General features: G+C 44.8%; 22 protein-coding genes. 14 read left to right on the forward strand and 8 right to left on the reverse strand.

Features of this window, described 5'->3' with window-relative positions:
- Positions 1–16 precede the first annotated feature (16 nt).
- Positions 17–1,030, reverse strand: a complete 1,014-nt coding sequence (gene ltaE / locus KV201_RS07680) for a low-specificity L-threonine aldolase (protein ID WP_006085697.1) — start codon at positions 1,028–1,030, stop codon at positions 17–19.
- Positions 1,031–1,124: 94 nt separating this feature from the next.
- Entirely contained in the window at positions 1,125–1,310 is a 186-nt protein-coding gene (locus tag KV201_RS07685; RefSeq protein ID WP_226058974.1) for a hypothetical protein, read from the reverse strand.
- 64 nt (positions 1,311–1,374) lie between these two features.
- Here KV201_RS07685 and KV201_RS07690 point away from each other — a divergent pair, with 64 nt between their 5' ends.
- The 3 genes from KV201_RS07690 to tpx all read left to right on the forward strand — a co-directional run bounded on the left by KV201_RS07690 (position 1,375) and on the right by tpx (position 3,542).
- Positions 1,375–1,965 carry an OmpA family protein gene (locus tag KV201_RS07690; protein WP_006085698.1) on the forward strand — a complete coding sequence of 197 codons (591 nt, stop codon included), beginning with the start codon at positions 1,375–1,377 and terminating at the stop codon, positions 1,963–1,965.
- Between the two features lie 32 nt (positions 1,966–1,997).
- Complete coding sequence (locus KV201_RS07695) at positions 1,998–2,825, forward strand: mechanosensitive ion channel family protein (RefSeq protein WP_006082505.1); 828 nt, start codon at positions 1,998–2,000, stop codon at positions 2,823–2,825.
- A gap of 123 nt (positions 2,826–2,948) precedes the next feature.
- Positions 2,949–3,542, forward strand: a complete 594-nt coding sequence (gene tpx, locus KV201_RS07700; protein ID WP_063883290.1) for a thiol peroxidase — start codon at positions 2,949–2,951, stop codon at positions 3,540–3,542.
- Positions 3,543–3,619: 77 nt separating this feature from the next.
- On the opposite strand, the gene KV201_RS07705 is transcribed toward tpx, so the two are convergent.
- Both KV201_RS07705 and KV201_RS07710 read right to left on the reverse strand, forming a co-directional pair.
- The gene (locus KV201_RS07705; RefSeq protein WP_006082508.1) at positions 3,620–4,261 is read right to left on the reverse strand and encodes a trimeric intracellular cation channel family protein; all 642 of its coding nucleotides are present in this window, start codon (positions 4,259–4,261) and stop codon (positions 3,620–3,622) included.
- A gap of 361 nt (positions 4,262–4,622) precedes the next feature.
- A complete protein-coding gene (locus tag KV201_RS07710) occupies positions 4,623–5,183 on the reverse strand; it encodes a DUF4136 domain-containing protein (protein ID WP_226058975.1) in 561 nt (186 codons plus the stop codon).
- A gap of 178 nt (positions 5,184–5,361) precedes the next feature.
- Here KV201_RS07710 and KV201_RS07715 point away from each other — a divergent pair, with 178 nt between their 5' ends.
- From KV201_RS07715 to ruvX, 4 genes are all read left to right on the forward strand, one after another.
- The gene (locus KV201_RS07715; RefSeq protein ID WP_226058976.1) at positions 5,362–5,679 is read left to right on the forward strand and encodes a hypothetical protein; all 318 of its coding nucleotides are present in this window, start codon (positions 5,362–5,364) and stop codon (positions 5,677–5,679) included.
- Positions 5,680–5,856: 177 nt separating this feature from the next.
- Positions 5,857–6,186 carry a stress response translation initiation inhibitor YciH gene (gene yciH / locus KV201_RS07720; RefSeq protein ID WP_219253466.1) on the forward strand — a complete coding sequence of 110 codons (330 nt, stop codon included), beginning with the start codon at positions 5,857–5,859 and terminating at the stop codon, positions 6,184–6,186.
- A 66-nt stretch (positions 6,187–6,252) separates the two neighbouring features.
- Positions 6,253–6,816, forward strand: a complete 564-nt coding sequence (locus tag KV201_RS07725) for a YqgE/AlgH family protein (protein ID WP_006082512.1) — start codon at positions 6,253–6,255, stop codon at positions 6,814–6,816.
- A gap of 29 nt (positions 6,817–6,845) precedes the next feature.
- Positions 6,846–7,271 (forward strand): Holliday junction resolvase RuvX, encoded by a 426-nt coding sequence (gene ruvX / locus KV201_RS07730; RefSeq protein WP_006082513.1) that lies wholly within the window; start codon positions 6,846–6,848, stop codon positions 7,269–7,271.
- Between the two features lie 88 nt (positions 7,272–7,359).
- Here ruvX and hemH read toward each other — a convergent pair whose 3' ends face one another.
- The 4 genes from hemH to KV201_RS07750 all read right to left on the reverse strand — a co-directional run bounded on the left by hemH (position 7,360) and on the right by KV201_RS07750 (position 11,292).
- Positions 7,360–8,373 carry a ferrochelatase gene (gene hemH / locus KV201_RS07735; protein WP_226058977.1) on the reverse strand — a complete coding sequence of 338 codons (1,014 nt, stop codon included), beginning with the start codon at positions 8,371–8,373 and terminating at the stop codon, positions 7,360–7,362.
- A 32-nt stretch (positions 8,374–8,405) separates the two neighbouring features.
- Positions 8,406–8,945 carry a glutathione peroxidase gene (locus KV201_RS07740; RefSeq protein ID WP_037392614.1) on the reverse strand — a complete coding sequence of 180 codons (540 nt, stop codon included), beginning with the start codon at positions 8,943–8,945 and terminating at the stop codon, positions 8,406–8,408.
- Between the two features lie 187 nt (positions 8,946–9,132).
- A complete protein-coding gene (locus KV201_RS07745; protein ID WP_006082516.1) occupies positions 9,133–10,245 on the reverse strand; it encodes a PilT/PilU family type 4a pilus ATPase in 1,113 nt (370 codons plus the stop codon).
- 9 nt (positions 10,246–10,254) lie between these two features.
- Positions 10,255–11,292, reverse strand: coding sequence for a type IV pilus twitching motility protein PilT (locus KV201_RS07750; protein WP_226058978.1), 1,038 nt, complete (start codon positions 11,290–11,292; stop codon positions 10,255–10,257).
- Between the two features lie 35 nt (positions 11,293–11,327).
- On the opposite strand from KV201_RS07750, the gene KV201_RS07755 reads away from it, so the two are divergent.
- From KV201_RS07755 to hemW, 7 genes are all read left to right on the forward strand, one after another.
- A complete protein-coding gene (locus KV201_RS07755; RefSeq protein WP_226058979.1) occupies positions 11,328–12,026 on the forward strand; it encodes a YggS family pyridoxal phosphate-dependent enzyme in 699 nt (232 codons plus the stop codon).
- 215 nt (positions 12,027–12,241) lie between these two features.
- Positions 12,242–13,060, forward strand: coding sequence for a pyrroline-5-carboxylate reductase (gene proC, locus KV201_RS07760; RefSeq protein WP_006082519.1), 819 nt, complete (start codon positions 12,242–12,244; stop codon positions 13,058–13,060).
- 48 nt (positions 13,061–13,108) lie between these two features.
- Positions 13,109–13,657, forward strand: a complete 549-nt coding sequence (locus KV201_RS07765) for a YggT family protein (RefSeq protein ID WP_006082520.1) — start codon at positions 13,109–13,111, stop codon at positions 13,655–13,657.
- Positions 13,657–13,956: a DUF167 family protein YggU gene (gene yggU / locus KV201_RS07770; RefSeq protein ID WP_226058980.1), complete on the forward strand. Its 300-nt coding sequence runs from the start codon at positions 13,657–13,659 to the stop codon at positions 13,954–13,956. Before KV201_RS07765 ends, yggU begins: the two co-directional genes overlap by 1 nt.
- 131 nt (positions 13,957–14,087) lie before the next feature.
- Positions 14,088–14,522 carry a DUF4426 domain-containing protein gene (locus KV201_RS07775; RefSeq protein WP_006082522.1) on the forward strand — a complete coding sequence of 145 codons (435 nt, stop codon included), beginning with the start codon at positions 14,088–14,090 and terminating at the stop codon, positions 14,520–14,522.
- Between the two features lie 139 nt (positions 14,523–14,661).
- Positions 14,662–15,279, forward strand: a complete 618-nt coding sequence (rdgB, locus tag KV201_RS07780; protein ID WP_011847370.1) for an RdgB/HAM1 family non-canonical purine NTP pyrophosphatase — start codon at positions 14,662–14,664, stop codon at positions 15,277–15,279.
- On the forward strand, positions 15,279–16,445 hold the full coding sequence (hemW, locus tag KV201_RS07785; protein ID WP_115334186.1) for a radical SAM family heme chaperone HemW: 1,167 nt from the start codon (positions 15,279–15,281) through the stop codon (positions 16,443–16,445). The genes rdgB and hemW overlap by 1 nt, the downstream gene beginning before the upstream one ends.
- Positions 16,446–16,571: the final 126 nt, after the last annotated feature.

A 16,571-nucleotide genomic window follows, 5' to 3' on the forward strand; every position in this document is an offset into this window, starting at 1 on the left:
TTAAAACAAGCAGCGCTTAGGCGGTGAAGTGCTGCTTCATAACCCGCAACACTTTATCTATGTCCTGACGGCTCACATCGTTGTGAGTCACAAGCCGAATCGTGCGCCCAGGGCTTATTAGAATGCCTTCAGCTCGACAGTGTTTCGCCAATAAAACCGCATCAACTTTAGGCGCTAATTTGGCAAATAACATATTGGTTTGTACTGCGGCTAAATCGACGTCGAACTCACTCAACTCTGCCAACTGGCGAGCCAAATACGCCGCGTTGTCATGATCTTCACTCAGTCGTTGCACTTGCTCAGTTAAGGCGAGCTTACCTGCCGCAGCAAGTATCCCAGCTTGACGCATGCCGCCACCTAGCATTTTACGCCAGCGTATCGCCTTCTTAATCAAACGCTCGTCACCTAAGAGTAATGAGCCAACTGGCGCGCATAACCCTTTGGACAGACAAATCGACACAGAATCAAAATGCGCCGTAATCTTACTTATCGCGATATTCTGCGCCACAGCCGCATTAGCAACTCGTGCGCCGTCGAGATGGATTTTTAACCCGCGATTAAAGGCCAGAGCCTGCGCGTCCGCTAAATAGCTTTGCGGGATCACTTTACCGCCAATCGTATTCTCTAAACTGAGCAAACGCGTGCGGGCAAAGTGGATATCGTCAGGCTTAATGGCGGCTTCAATATCGGCCAAGGCAATGGTGCCATCGACTTGATTCAACAAAGGTTGAGGTTGAATGCTGCCTAAGACAGCGGCACCGCCACCCTCAAATTTATAGTTATGGGCCTGCTGGCCGCACAGATACTCATCACCACGCTCACAGTGGGCCATCAAAGCCAATAAATTCGCCTGCGTACCCGAACAGGTAAATAATGCGCTTTCAAAGCCAAACATCTCTGCAGCCATATCCTGCAGACTATTTACCGTGGGATCATCACCGTAAACATCGTCACCTACTTCGGCTCTGGACATGGCTAATCGCATCGCTGCTGTTGGCTGGGTAACAGTATCACTGCGTAAATCTATCATCTCGTCCTCAACTTAAGGTTTGGTTGGCGCTTAATGGGCTCAAGACTCTAGCGCCAAAGGCTTATTTTGTATAGTTTATCATCATGCTTATTCATCATTTTACTGACTCCAAACGTGAATACATGGGCGAAGTGATGATCTGAATATTGGCTTCAACTAATAAAAACATAAATATACTCAAGATATTGCCGATATATGCCTGTCGATGAGTTGACGCGTGAACGCGTTTCACTTGGCGAAATGCGCCTAAGTCGATAGAATGCCGCACTAAGATGGTCATGCTACAACCATGCGATCACTTTAGTAATTTTGACTAGTACTTATCGTTCAATAGGTGATTTGTAGTGAAAAACTCCCAATCTCGATGGATCCAGCTGGTACTTTTACTATTAAGTTTAAGCCTGACATCGCAGGTATTCGCTTGGTCTGATACAGACCAAGATGGCGTGCCTGACATCAAAGATGCCTGCCCTAACACAGCGCCAGACACGCAAGTAATGGCCAATGGCTGTGTTGAAGAGGTAGAGGTGGAAGCGACTGCATCAGCAGATTGTAGTACGAGTAATCCCAATGCTGAGTTCAGCGCAGATTGTCATAATATTTCTACCGCTGTGGTGTATTTTGAATTTGCCATTGCCGAAGTTGACTTTTCGCAATGGAAAACTTTAGCCTTAGTGAAAGCATATTTAGCAGCGAATGATGTCGCATTAACCTTAGTGGGCCACACGGATATCGTTGGCACGCCTGAGTTTAATTATCAGCTGTCACTTCAGCGCGCTCAAAATGTGAAACGTATTTTGGTTGAAGATTATGGCTTTAATCCAAATCGCTTTACCGTAATGGGTAAAGGTATATCTGAACCTGTAGCGGACAACCGTTCTAGCGAAGGGCGCAGTTTAAATCGACGAGTACAATTTATCGTCAATAATAAATAGTTTTAGTTAGCGTATATTTAGGGAGTTATTCAATGGAAAACCTTGAAGGTTTATTAAAGCAAGCACCGGATCTGATTGTGACTTATGGCTTAAAAGTTTTATTTGCCATTATCATTTTCTTTGTTGGTAAATACTTTGCCGGCGTAGCGCAAAAGCTGGTTCGTAAATTACTGAACAGCCGTAAAGTTGATCCGACCGTTGTTTCATTTGTCGCAAACCTCGCTTGGGCAATTGTGTTTGTTTTCGCAGTGATTGCCACCTTAGGCCAAATTGGCGTACAAACCGCATCATTGGTCGCCGTTATCGGTGCCGCTGGTTTAGCGGTGGGTTTAGCGCTACAGGGTTCTCTGTCTAACTTCGCATCGGGCGTGTTAATGGTGTTATTCCGCCCTTGCCGCGTTGGTGACTATATTGAAGCCGCTGGCATTGCCGGTACTGTTGATGAAATTACTATATTCTCAACCAAACTTCGCACACCAGACAACAAGGTTATTGTGGCGCCTAATTCATCCATCATGAATGGCACTATCACTAACTATTCGGCAATGGATACTCGCCGTATCGATTTAGTGATTGGCGTATCTTATTCTGCCGATATCGCACTCACGAAGAAAATCTTAACTGAGATTTTAGATAACAACCAATATGTGTTAAAAGATCCATCATATACAGTTGGACTGGCTGAATTAGCGAACTCTTCAATTAATTTCGTGGTTCGCCCTTGGGTAAAAACGGCTGATTATTGGACGGCTCGTTTCCAACTGCTTGAGCAAATCAAAAATGCATTAGATGCAGCCGATATCGGTATTCCATTCCCACAAATGGATATTCATGTCAAAGAATTGCCACTCAGCAAATAACCCTAAATGAATAACAAAGGTCGGCAATTGCCGGCCTTTTTTTATGGTTCTGCATAGCATTTTAGCGTACCTTAAAGGACAGATATTAGCGAAGGCACAGATATTCATGTGCGAGGAAATCCAATGCAAAAATACGTTTCATTTTTAGCCGCCAGCTGCATTTATGGCTTAGTGCTGATAAGCCCCAATGTGCTTGCCAGTGAGAAAACCCAGGTTCTTATGGGTGAAAAAACCGTCACCTTAGAAGGAAAATTACCTAAGCTGTCGCAAATGGCGCCAGGATTCAAAGTGGTTGATGATCATTTTGCGCCAGTTATGCTAAGCGACTTTAAGGGGAAAACCGTGCTGATAAGTGCCGTACCAAGCTTAGATACGGGCGTGTGTGCACTACAAACTAAACGTTTCAACAGCGAAGTAGGCCATTTTTCCGATGACGTGGTCATGCTAACCATCAGTGCCGATTTACCCTTCGCACAGAAACGTTTCTGCAAAGTAGAAAACGTAGATAAAATCAAAGTACTATCCGATTCCGTCTGGCGTGATTTTGGTGAAAAATATGGCTTGTTGATTCAAGATTACGGCTTGCTCGCGAGAGCTATTTTCATCATAGATGCCGAAGGTAAACTCCAATACCAAGAGTTAGTTCCGAATATCACCGAGCATCCTAACTATGATGCCGCACTTGAAGCGCTGAAAACCATTCAAGCACAGCAGTAATTTACCGCTAAAAAAACAGGGCAGCCTTAGCTGCCCTTTTGTTATACGATTGTATATCTACGATTTGGTTTTACGATCTAATGTGTGTGCTGATCGCCATTGGCCTGATAATCAAAGGTCGGCATAGACCAATGATAGCGCAGCGCTAACATCCGCAGGCTAAAACCAACGCTCAGACAAATAACCAGATTAATCCACTCGGTTAATTGATAGGCTTTTAAGACTATATACAAACCAGCCGTCAGTAGTGAAATCACCGCGTAGAGTTCTTTCTTAAAAATCAAAGGCACTTGATTACACAGGATATCGCGGATAACGCCACCAAAAACACCCGTCACCAATCCCATCACCACAGCAATCGTTGGGCTAAATCCCAGCATTAAGGTCTTCTGCGCGCCCACGATAGAGAACACAGCTAAGCCTAAGGCATCGATAGCCAAAAATAACTTAGACAGATAACGCATCACAGGGGCGATAGCGACTGTGAGTAAAGAAGCGAATGCAATCGCAATAAGGTAATTCACGTGCTCAACCCAAATTAAGGGGTAATTGCCGAGCATCATGTCCCTTAGTGTGCCGCCACCAATCGCCGTTGCGCAGCCAATGATCACTACACCAAACAAATCCATCTGCTTGCGACCCGCCGCCAGAGCGCCCGTCATAGCCTCGGCAATAATACCAATCAGCCAAAGTAATCCAATAATCTGCGTCTCATGCATCTCTGCTACTACCAACAAGGTAAAGAAACAGATTCTGCCTGATAAACCCTCAGTTCTATAATGATTTTATTTTGAATAGATCATTAGAAAAATTAATTCATCATTTCATCAATAATGAATTGCCAATACCTACAACCACAAAATAGCACTGTATAAATTGCAAATAAAATAGCCAGTTATGCGCAAAACTACTTCTCACGTCTATTTAGATAACTAAAGTTTTTAATAAGTATTAATAACGTAAATTCAATTAGATGATAAATAACTGCAGATCATCTAATCGAATGGGCAAAACGCATAAAAATCAGCCACAAAAAAGCGGCCCTCAGGCCGCTTAATTTTCATTCAAACTGAGTCAGAACTACTTAGTGTCAGACTTAGGGGGATAATTTGCCATCACACTGCCCACCGCTTGATTGATGATCTGTACTCTTTCTTCTGGGGTATTTTTGTCGCGAATGGTATCGGCAACAGAACCACGCCAGATAAGCTTAGTAGTTTTATTATCAACTAAATCAATAATCAGAGTACCAACTTCATATTCTCTCACTGTAGTTTGGGTCTGCATATTGCCGCCCCAACCCCATCCTGGACCATAGTATGGGTTATAGCCAAAATTACTATTGAAGGTATCAACATTGATTTTCTTATCGACTTTGGTCAGGTAGTTCACCAGTACATCAGCGTCTTTCGCATCGACTAATGTCATACCTTTACTCGCTAACTGGCTATTAACCGCTTCTCTTACTCTTTGATCCATCAAGCCATCAAGATGATATCCGGCAGAATCGGCTTTCTGAGCAACCCAAGCATAGGTTTTATATTGGGTAAAATTGGCGCTAGGATCATAGTCCCAACCAGACTTCATCGAGCTACAGGCACTTAATGCCAGCACGGCTAAAGCTACAAAAATATTTTTCATCTTAATTTCCTCAGATGTTCGAACCGAACAAAGACAAGTATCAGAGATATGAATTTAGCTTACAGAGCAATCATCTGATCTACAACTCAATTGATTAAAAAGCAGCATCTCATTCAGCTTGACTTCAGCAAAACCGAAGATGATAATGATTATCAATTGAGATTAAAGGAGTAATGAAATGTACTGGTTTATTAGCGCGTTTTTGGTTGCATCAGCCATTTTTTTCCTTGCGCCAGAAAAAATCTCACTCGAGGCCAATAACGCTAAGATAAAGCGTCATTTACCCGTCAGCTTACTGATTTTACCTCTCATTGTACTTGACTGGCTGGTCATCGATGCCGTCGCGAATGGCACTAATTATGCGACAGTCGCCGCATTCGGCTTTGTAACCACCGCCTGCTTAATTGCGCTACCTAAGCTGCATAAATTTATTATGCCCAGCGCCTTACTGACAGCAGTAGCGCTGATCGTCATGGTCTTTATGCGCATGAATTAAAACGGCGGATAACGCTCCCTTTTTCAAAATATGCTTACTTCCCTGCAAAGAGTTAGCATTTTGTTCAGACCACTTAAGGATAATCCTCAAGTGGTCTTTTTTTACCTCCCAGAACCCCTGCAAATTTGATAAACTCAACGGGTATAAGTCATCTTTTAACACCAATGAATGAAATCTATGAAAGCAGATCCTAATGTATCCTTAGTGTACAGCACCGACAAAGGCCGTATTAATGCAGAGCCCGTCACTAAAGTGATTCCTGAATCCGACGGTATAGTCAGGATCCATAGAGACAGTAAGGGCCGCAAAGGCAAAGGCGTTTCGATAATCTCAGGCCTAGGTCTCGATGAAACCGCGTTAAAAGCAATGGCTCAGACCCTTAAAAAACAATGTGGTTGTGGTGGCACGGTTAAAGATTTCACTATTGAGGTCCAAACCGATAACCGCGAGCAATTAAAGCTATTGCTTGAGAAGCAGAACTACAAAGTTAAATTAGCTGGCGGTTAATCTCGCCCGACTTAGCAATATAGCAGCATGCTAGATCAACTTAGCCACATCGAACGGAGTAGTTTAATGGAGAGTCTGCAGAACCATTTCTTAATTGCCATGCCTTCACTGCACGATACGTTTTTTGAACGCTCAGTCATCTATATCTGTGAACATGATGCCAAAGGCGCCATGGGACTGGTGATCAATAAACCGCTCGGTATCGAAGTTAATTCGCTATTAGAACAAATGGATTTACCAGCTGAACAAGTCTCCACCGATTTAGCGTTCAATGCCAACGTCATGATGGGCGGACCCGTTTCCCAAGATCGTGGCTTCGTACTGCATACCTCTCAGCCCTATTGGGCCAACAGCACAGATCTGGGTTGTGGTTTAATGCTAACCACCTCACGCGATGTGTTAACCGCGATAGGAAGCAACAGATCGCCAGAGAAATTCCTCGTCGCCTTAGGATATGCTGGATGGAGCAAAGATCAGCTCGAACAAGAGCTTGCCGATAATTCTTGGCTAACGATTCCAGCAACCAATGCACTCTTGTTTGACATTAAACACGAAGACCGTTGGCCACAGGCCAGCCGAGCTCTTGGATTTGATGCTTGGCAGGTTTCAGCTCAAGCGGGTCACGCTTAAGCCTATTTCTTAATATAAGTCAGCACACTATGAATTCGAAAACCGTATTAGGCTTTGATTTTGGCACTAAAAGTATTGGTGTGGCTATAGGCCAAGAAATCACCGCTAGCGCCACGCCATTATTGTCAATCAAAGCCGTCGATGGGATCCCCAACTGGGATCAGATAGGCGATTTAATCAAAGAGTGGCAACCCGACCTAGTGGTTGTTGGTCTGCCCTTAAACATGGATGGCACTGAGCAAGATATGACCCACAGGGCGCGTAAATTTGCGAACCGTATCAATGCTAAGTTCAAAGTCAAAATAGCCACTCAAGATGAACGATTAACCACTACCGATGCTAAGGCGAGATTATTCGAGTTAGGCGGATTCAAGGCGCTCACCAAAGGCCAAGTCGATGCCGTGTCTGCCGTACTGATTATTGAAAGCTACTTCGAAAATAACTTCAGCAAGTAATGCCACAATAAATAAAACCACAGAAAAAAGAAAAGGATAAGTTGCCTTATCCTTTTCAGTTTGATGTTTAACCCGATAAATTACCGGATCAAAAATGTGGCTTCACTAAGTTAGCCATCATAGTAATGTGTGCATCATCATCGTTTAGTGCAGCAATGTAGCGGAACTTCTCACCACCCGCCTCGGCAAAGAGATGACCATTCTCACCAACAATTTCTTCCAGCGTTTCTAAACAATCGGCGCTAAAAGCCGGGCAAACGATAGCAATATCTCGCACGCCTTGTTGCGGCAACGCTTTCAAAGTCGCATCAGTATAAGGTTGTAGCCATTTAGCTTTACCAAAACGCGATTGGAAAGTCATCACAAACTCATCTTTAGCTAACCCAAGCTTTTCGGTAACCAGTCGAGTCGTTTTCATGCAGAAGCAGTAATACGGATCGCCTAAATGCAAATTACGCTCAGGCATACCATGGTAAGACAACACCAATTTTTGCGGTTTACCATTTGCTTTAAAATCAGCCGAGATCGAATTGGCTAACGCATTAATAAAATCGGCATTATCATGATAAGTATTAATAAAATGCAATGATGGAATATAGCGCCATTTAGACAACTCAGCCGCAATCGCATCAAAAGCAGAACCCGTAGTTGGCGCCGCATATTGAGGATACAGGGGTAACACCACGATTTTATCAATGCCATTTTGATGCATAGTTTGCAATGTACTGGCGACCGATGGACTGCCATAACGCATTGCTAAATGGACAGAAACATCATGGTTATCAGCGTTAAGTTTATCCGCTAACTTCGCCGTTTGACGCAAACTAATGTCCATTAACGGTGAACCAGCCGCCGTCCATACCTTCTGGTATAACGCCGCCGATTTTGCTGGGCGTACCCGCAAAATGATCCCGTGTAAAATCATCATCCACACTAATTTAGGGATTTCGACTACGCGGGGATCTGCTAAGAACTCAGCTAGATAACGCCTAACAGCCGATGCTGTGGGTGCATCTGGCGTGCCTAAATTTAATAACAGCACGCCCACTTTGCCGCGCTGTCCGTGTCCAACTTCTTTGGATAAGCCTGAAAATTTAGCCAAAACAGCCTCTTAATTAATAAATACTTATAAAATTAAAGTACAGATTCTATTGCTTGCTTAAGCTCTTCGCTATCTGGCTTCACTTTAGAATTGAACTGTTGCACAACCGCGCCATCGCCGCTAACGACATACTTGTAGAAATTCCACTTAGGCGCACCGGTTTTCTCGGCTAAGTATTTAAATACGCTATTGGCGTCACTGCCACGCACAGCCGAAGTCGACAACATAGTGAAAGTGACACCGTAATTGATGTAACACACCTTAGCCGTGTCTTTCTCATCATTTTCTTCTTGGAAAAAATCATCTGATGGGAAACCAATAACCACTAAGCCTTTGTCTTTATAGTTTTCATGCAATGCTTCGAGCGCTTTAAACTGCGGGGTGTAACCACAGTTACTTGCAGTGTTAACAATCAACACTGGCTTTCCCTGAGTCAATTCACACAGATTAACTGTCTCTTCAGAATGTAATTTTCGTACTTCAAGGTTCAAATACTCGGGACAAGTGGCCGCCATAGCGCCAACACTCATCAAGCTCGCTGTCATAGCGAATATCATAGGTAATTTTTTCATTGCTTTCTCCTTTACCGGTACATTACGTAAACGTACTAGGTAAAGATCATATTGAATTAAAAAATAAAAGCTATGGTTAACGACCGCATAGCGATGAAGTAAAACCGATTGAGCTGAACGAAAATCTAACGACACTAACAAAAAGCAGCCCATAAAGAGCTGCTTAACCTAGAACCTGGCTCTCGCGTTAGTCCATGTCTAAGGTGACACCTTCCATAAAGCCTGAGCCCGTGGATTCTTTATTCTGTAATTTAATCATCAAACGTAAATCGTTCGGTGAATCAGCATGGTGCAGCGCATCAGCGTAACTAATCTCGCCATCGACATAAAGTTTGAGCAAGGCCTGATCGAACGTCTGCATGCCCTGCTCGTTGGATTTAGCCATGGTTTCTTTGAGCAAATGCAGCTCGTTCTTCGCAATTAAACTCGCCACCCTTGGGGTGTTGATCAATACTTCAATCGCGGCGCGGCGCCCAGTGCCATCGACTTTTGGGATTAATTGCTGCGCCACAATACCGCGCAAATTCAATGACAAATCGAACAATAACTGCTGATGTTTACTCTCAGGCACGAGGTGCATAATGCGGTCTAATGCTTGGTTGGCGTTGTTGGCATGCAAGGTTGCCATGCAGAGATGGCCCGTTTCCGCAAACGACAGGGCGAACTCCATCGTCTCTTGGGTACGAATTTCACCAATCAAGATCACATCGGGTGCTTGGCGAAGGGAGCTTTTTAGCGCCGCATCGAAAGACTCAGTATCTATGCCCACTTCACGCTGAGTGATAATGCTTTTTCTGTGGTCGTGAACAAATTCGACTGGATCTTCAATCGTGAGAATATGACCACGAGCATGACCATTACGATATCCCACCAAGGCCGCCAGAGATGTTGACTTACCCGTACCCGTTCCGCCCACCATAATGATGAGACCACGTTTACTCATCACCAGATCTTTCAGAATGGGTGGCAGTTTTAAATCATCGACGTCAGGGATTTTAGTTTCGATACGGCGCATCACGCAGCCTGACGATTCACGCTGCCAAAAGGCGCTCACCCGAAAACGACCTAAATCCTTTGCCGCAAAAGCAAAGTTACACTCACGACTCGAATGAAACTCTTGTTTCTGCGCTTCGGTCATTAAGGATTCAACAAAATCCAGTGATTGTGCCGGAGTAAAGGCACTTTCGGCCAAGGGACGCAATTCACCGTCAATCTTGGCACTTGGCGGAAAGCCAGCTGTGATGAACAAGTCGGAGGCTTTGCGCTCAACGATCACTTTTAAAAACGGAAGAACATCCATCATAAATCCTTAAAATGTCGCTTGTTTATTCGAACTCTTCGCCATTGCATCTTCACGGGTGATAAGACCGCGATTGACTAAGTTCTGTAAACATTGCTCTAAGGTCTGCATTCCGTGGGCCATACCGGTTTGAATCGCCGAATACATCTGCGCCACTTTGTCTTCACGAATAAGGTTACGAATAGCGGGAGTGCCCATCATGATTTCATGGGCGGCGACACGGCCTCCGCCTACCTTTTTAATCAGGGTTTGCGAAATAACCGCTTGCAGCGATTCCGACAACATAGTGCGCACCATGTCTTTTTCACCGGCGGGGAATACGTCGACCACACGGTCAATGGTTTTCGCGGCAGAGGTGGTATGCAAGGTACCAAACACTAAGTGGCCTGTTTCTGCAGCGGTCATCGCCAAACGAATGGTTTCAAGGTCACGCATCTCACCGACTAAAATCACGTCCGGATCTTCACGCAGTGCGCTTCTAAGCGCCGCATTAAAGCTGTGGGTATGGCGGTGAACTTCACGCTGGTTAATCAAACATTGCTTATTTTGGTGTACGAATTCGATAGGATCTTCAATGGTTAAGATGTGATCGTGTCGATTTTCGTTAACGTAATCCACCATAGCGGCAAGTGTGGTACTCTTACCCGAACCCGTTGGCCCAGTCACTAGGACTAATCCCCGAGGGAAACTGGCGATTTTTTTAAAAATCTCCGGCGCACCCAATTGCTCAAGTGACAAGATGTGGCTAGGAATGGTACGAAATACGGCCGCGGCACCACGGGATTGATTGAATGCGTTAACACGAAAGCGTGCAAGATTAGGGACTTCGAACGAGAAATCGATTTCTAAATGTTCTTCGTAGTCCTTGCGCTGCTTATCATTCATTATGTCGTACACTAGGCTGTGTACGCCTTGGTGATCGAGCGCGGGCAGGTTAATTTTTCTCACTTCACCGTCGACACGGATCATGGGAGATATCCCTGCAGAAAGGTGTAGATCCGAGGCTTTGTGTTTTACACTAAATGCCAATAACTCAGTGATTTCCATCGTTTGGGATATCCTTGCAACTAGATAATTACATCATGACAACAATAGCAGACAGACTCGCAATCGCCCAGCGCAGGATCGCACAAGCGGCGCAAAAATGTGCACGCCAACCTAGCAGTATTCGCTTACTTGCCGTCAGCAAGACCAAACCTATTGAAGACATTATAGCAGCCTATCAAGCGGGTCAGCGTTGCTTCGGCGAAAACTATGTCCAAGAAGGCGCGGAGAAAATTACCGTACTCAAGGGGGATTTTCCGGACATTGAATGGCACTTTATCGGGCCACTCCAATCCAACAAAACCAACATAGTCGCCCAGCATTTCGATTGGATGCACACTGTCTCGCGCGACAAAATTGCCCAACGTCTCAATGACCAACGTCCAGCTGAATTAGCGCCATTAAACGTCTGTATTCAAATTAATATAAGTGCTGAAGACACAAAATCTGGCATAGATGCGGCGCAAATGCTGCCACTAGCCGAGCTAATCGCTCAGCTACCTAATCTCGCACTGAGAGGCCTAATGGCAATCCCAACGGCTACTGCAGATACTGAGTTACAGCTTAAAGAGTTTTCGATGTTAAACAATCTATTTCAAGAACTTAAATCACATTACCCCAGTGTAGACACGCTTTCCATGGGGATGAGTAATGACCTAGATGCAGCGATTAGCTGTGGTTCAACTATGGTGCGTATTGGCAGTGCCATTTTTGGTGAGCGCAATTACGCTGCGTAAACTCACTCGAGGCATGAAGTTCGAGGTCAGTGTACGAGCTTGACCTTGTTTTTAGCGCTTTATGCCCAAATACTGTATTAAAGATCACGACATTTAAGTTCAATTAGCGAGAGTCGACTAATCTGGCTCTGACATTCAAATGACTAACCGTTTTATCATCTTGATTTAAGGTGAGTCTGTTACAAATTAACGGTTAACACACTGAAGAGAATCAAATGGATCAACAGAAAATCTGCTTTATCGGTGCCGGCAACATGACGCGCAGCATCATCAGTGGCCTAGTTCATAGCGGCTATCCTGCTCAACTCATCCAAGCGACCAATCCTAGCCAAGGTAAACTCGACGCACTAAAAGCCGATTTAGGGATTTTGGTTTCTCAAGATAATTTAGCCGCAGCACAAGCTGCCGATGTCATAGTGCTGTCGGTAAAACCGCAATTGATGCAGCAAGTGTGTGAAGCATTACAAACTGTCGATATGTCGCAAAAGTTAGTCATCACTATTGCTGCAGGCATTAAAGCAAAGCGTTATACCGATTATCTGGCGCAGGATATTAAACTTATTCGCGCTATGCCCAATACACCGATGCAGATTAGTGTGGGCATGACAGGCCTCTATGCGCCTCAGGCTATTTCTACCGAGCAAAAAGCCATTTGCGATCGTTTGATGTCCAGCGGCGGCGAAATTGTGTGGGTTAATGAAGAGTCAGAATTAGATCAAGTGATTGCACTATCGGGCAGTTCACCGGCTTATTTCTTTTTGCTGATGGAGTCTATGATAGATGCTGGCAAAGAAATGGGAATGGATGAAGACAAAGCCAGAACTTTAGTGCAGCAAGCCGCGCTCGGCGCTGCTATGATGGCAAAGCAAAATCCACAACTGACCTTAGGTAATCTAAGGGAGAATGTCACCTCAAAGGGCGGTACCACCGCACAGGCACTGGCGACATTTGAAGCTGCGGATATGCGTGGTTTAGTAAAAAAAGCCATGGAAAACTGTATTAAACGTGCAGAAGAAATGGCTAAGACATTTTAATTTTCACTAACGCGTTTTTATATCGGACTTTAATAGGTAGAAATCTCGATGAATGCATTTACCTTTTTAATCACCACACTATTCGACTTATATTTGATGGTGGTGATTTTGCGGATTTGGCTGCAACTGGCAAGGGCGGATTTTTATAATCCTTTTAGCCAATTTATTGTCAAAGCGACTCACCCGCTCATCGCGCCAATGCGCCGTATTCTGCCTTCCTTAGGACGGTTTGATACCGCATCATTCGTCCTCGCGTTGCTGGTCGTGATGGTCAAAGTACTGCTGATCAGCCTTATCGCGGGCGGTGGCATAGACATACTGCTGTTTTTGATGTTTGCCGTCGTATCTGTGATCAAAAAAGCAGGGGTATTGCTGTTTTGGATGCTATTGATACGCGCAATATTGAGCTGGTTTAACCAAGGCTATAACCCCATTGTGATGGTCATGGGTCAGTTAACTGAACCCGTATTAGCGCCAATCCGCCGTATCATACCGCCAATTGGTGGCTTAGATTTATCGGTAATGTTGGTGATTATTGGTATGAATTTCCTCAATATGTTACTTGCCCAATATATCCCTTATTGGGCTGTGATCTAATGAGTGCAGTGACTTTGCAGCAAGGTGACTTGCTGCTTAATCTGTACATTCAGCCTAAGGCCAGCCGAGATCAAATTGTAGGACTGCACGGTGATGAGCTAAAAGTAGCCATCACTGCGCCGCCTATTGATGGCAAGGCCAATGCCCATTTAAGTAAGTACTTAGCAAAGACCTTTAAAGTGCCAAAGAGCGACATTCATATAATGAAAGGTGAACCTGGCAGGCATAAGCAAATCCGCGTGATTGACCCAAAGATCATCCCAAGCATCATTACTGAGCTGATGGGACAAACTAGCTAAGCTAATGCTGTTGAAAGGCTAAAAACCAAAATACTTCTTTGAATGCGGTTAATTTATCGATAAACAGATAAACATAAACAATAGTCACAGCGACCTATACTCAAACATTCCCTAATATGAGGTATCCCATCATGTTCCGTAATATTCTGGCTGTATTAGCCCTCACCGCTAGCCTTTGTGGTGTTGCAAACGCAGAGCAAAAAGAAACTGTCGGCAATTTTGACATTCATTACATGGCACTTGGCAGTACATTTTTAACGCCTAGCATAGCCAAATCCTATGGCATTCAGCGCAGTAGCTATACAGGCATTATCAACATTGCCGTGTTAGATATCAGCGAAGCGAATAAACCCGCAGTACCCGTTGAAATTACCGGTGTCGCCAATAACTTATTAGATGCTCGAATCAACTTAACCTTCAAAGAGATCCGTGAAGGTGATGCGATTTATTATATTGCCGAAGTTCCTTACCGCGATGATCAGGAGATCAACTTCAATATCGCGATCAAGCATGGTAATCAATTAAATACCAACTTGCAGTTCAAGCAAAAATTCTACGTTGAATAAGCCAAGCTGAGATTACCGCAAGACATAAGTAACTTTGGGACGGTACAAGTCTGTACCGTCCCGCCCTTTTCCTGTCCTTTAGCCCTCAGCTTGGGTATCATTGCCGCAGTATAAGTCGCCCCAATGATATAGGTGTTCCATGCAACAAATCGTCCTCGCCAGTGGCAACAAAGGCAAACTCGCCGAATTCGATCAAATGCTCGCCAGCTACGGTGTCACTGTACTGCCGCAGAGCCAATTTAATGTCAGCGAAGTGGCCGAAACGGGCACCACTTTTGTCGAAAATGCCATTATCAAAGCCAGGCACGCTGCCGAAATCACCGGACTTGCGGCCATTGCCGATGATTCAGGTTTAGAAGTGGATTTACTCCAAGGCGCTCCCGGCATTTATTCAGCGCGTTACGCGGGCGAAAATGCCAAAGATCAAGACAACGTATTGAAACTACTTGAAACATTAAAAGACCAGCCAGCACCTCGCAGTGCGAGATTCCAATGCGTGCTGGTATATATGCGCCACGCCAAAGATCCAACCCCAATTATTTGCCAAGCCGCATGGGAAGGCCAAATCGACTTTAACCAACGTGGCGACAATGGCCATGGTTACGATCCGATTTTTATCCCTGAAAATTATCAATGTAGCGCGGCGGAGCTCAGCAGCAACGAGAAAAATGCCTTAAGCCATCGTGGTAAAGCCCTAGTGCAACTCATCGCCGCCATGCAAGCCCAAGGCGTGTTAACCGGCGGGAATGCACAATAATGTCGTCAACTGCCGTGACTACTGCGATGAAACTCGAACTGCCGCCACTCAGTCTGTATATCCATATTCCCTGGTGCGTACAAAAGTGTCCTTATTGTGACTTTAATTCCCATGGCCAAAATGGTGAGCTGCCACAGGAAGCCTATGTTGATGCGCTATTGGAAGACTTACGCCAAGATTTACATCTCGTCCAAGGGCGGCAAATTCATACCATCTTTATCGGTGGCGGCACACCATCCTTATTCGATGCTTTGCAAATCAAACGCATACTCGATGGTGCCAATGCGCTAATCCCCTTTAGTGACAATATCGAAATCACCATGGAAGCCAACCCCGGCACTTTAGAACACGATGACTTTAGTGCCTATCGTGCAGCCGGTGTCACCCGTTTATCTATCGGGGTGCAGAGTTTTTCTAAGGATAAGCTCAACTTACTTGGACGTATTCACGATCAAAACGAGGCACAAGTCGCTGCTCAAAAAGCCAGCCAAGCGGGATACTTGAGTTTTAACCTCGATTTAATGCATGGATTACCCAACCAAAGTTTTGCTGAAGCGATGGCCGATATCGACACGGCAGCGGCGCTCAATCCGCCCCACCTGTCTTGGTATCAGTTAACCATTGAGCCCAACACCCTATTCCACTCAAAACCGCCGCAGTTGCCCGATGACGAAGCGCTCTGGCATATCTATGAGCAAGGTCAACAAAAACTGGCCGCATTAGGGTATGAGCAATACGAAATATCCGCTTATGCGAAACCCGGTTACCAATGTAAGCACAATCTCAACTACTGGCAGTTTGGTGATTATCTAGGCATAGGCTGTGGCGCCCACGGTAAAGTGACGCTGCCAGAAGAAAACCGCATTATACGCACGGTAAAAATTAAACATCCCAAGGGATATCTGAGTGCCAGCAACTACACCTTCGAATCGATTGATGTGGCAGAGGAAGATCGCGCGCTTGAATATTTAATGAATCGCCTGCGCCTGATGACACCTATCCCTAAGCAAGAATTTGAACTGCGTACCGGACAGCACAGAGACACATTGACCGAAGGAATGGAAAAGGCCAAACAACGCGGTTTACTCACAGAATCCGCTGAACATTGGCAATTAACCAGTAAAGGTCACATGTTTGTTAATGATTTACTGACACAATTCTGCTAATACTGCCGTTAAAATAGCTATATAAATAATGTGTTAGTGGTAAATAGTGCAGTTTAATACTATTACTGCTAACACATTTTCTAACATTAATATCCATACATTCTTGTCCAGCTTCTTTAGAATTGA

Origin of the sequence: Shewanella sp. SR1 (genome assembly GCF_020447145.1) — a bacterium.
Lineage (GTDB): Bacteria > Pseudomonadota > Gammaproteobacteria > Enterobacterales > Shewanellaceae > Shewanella > Shewanella baltica.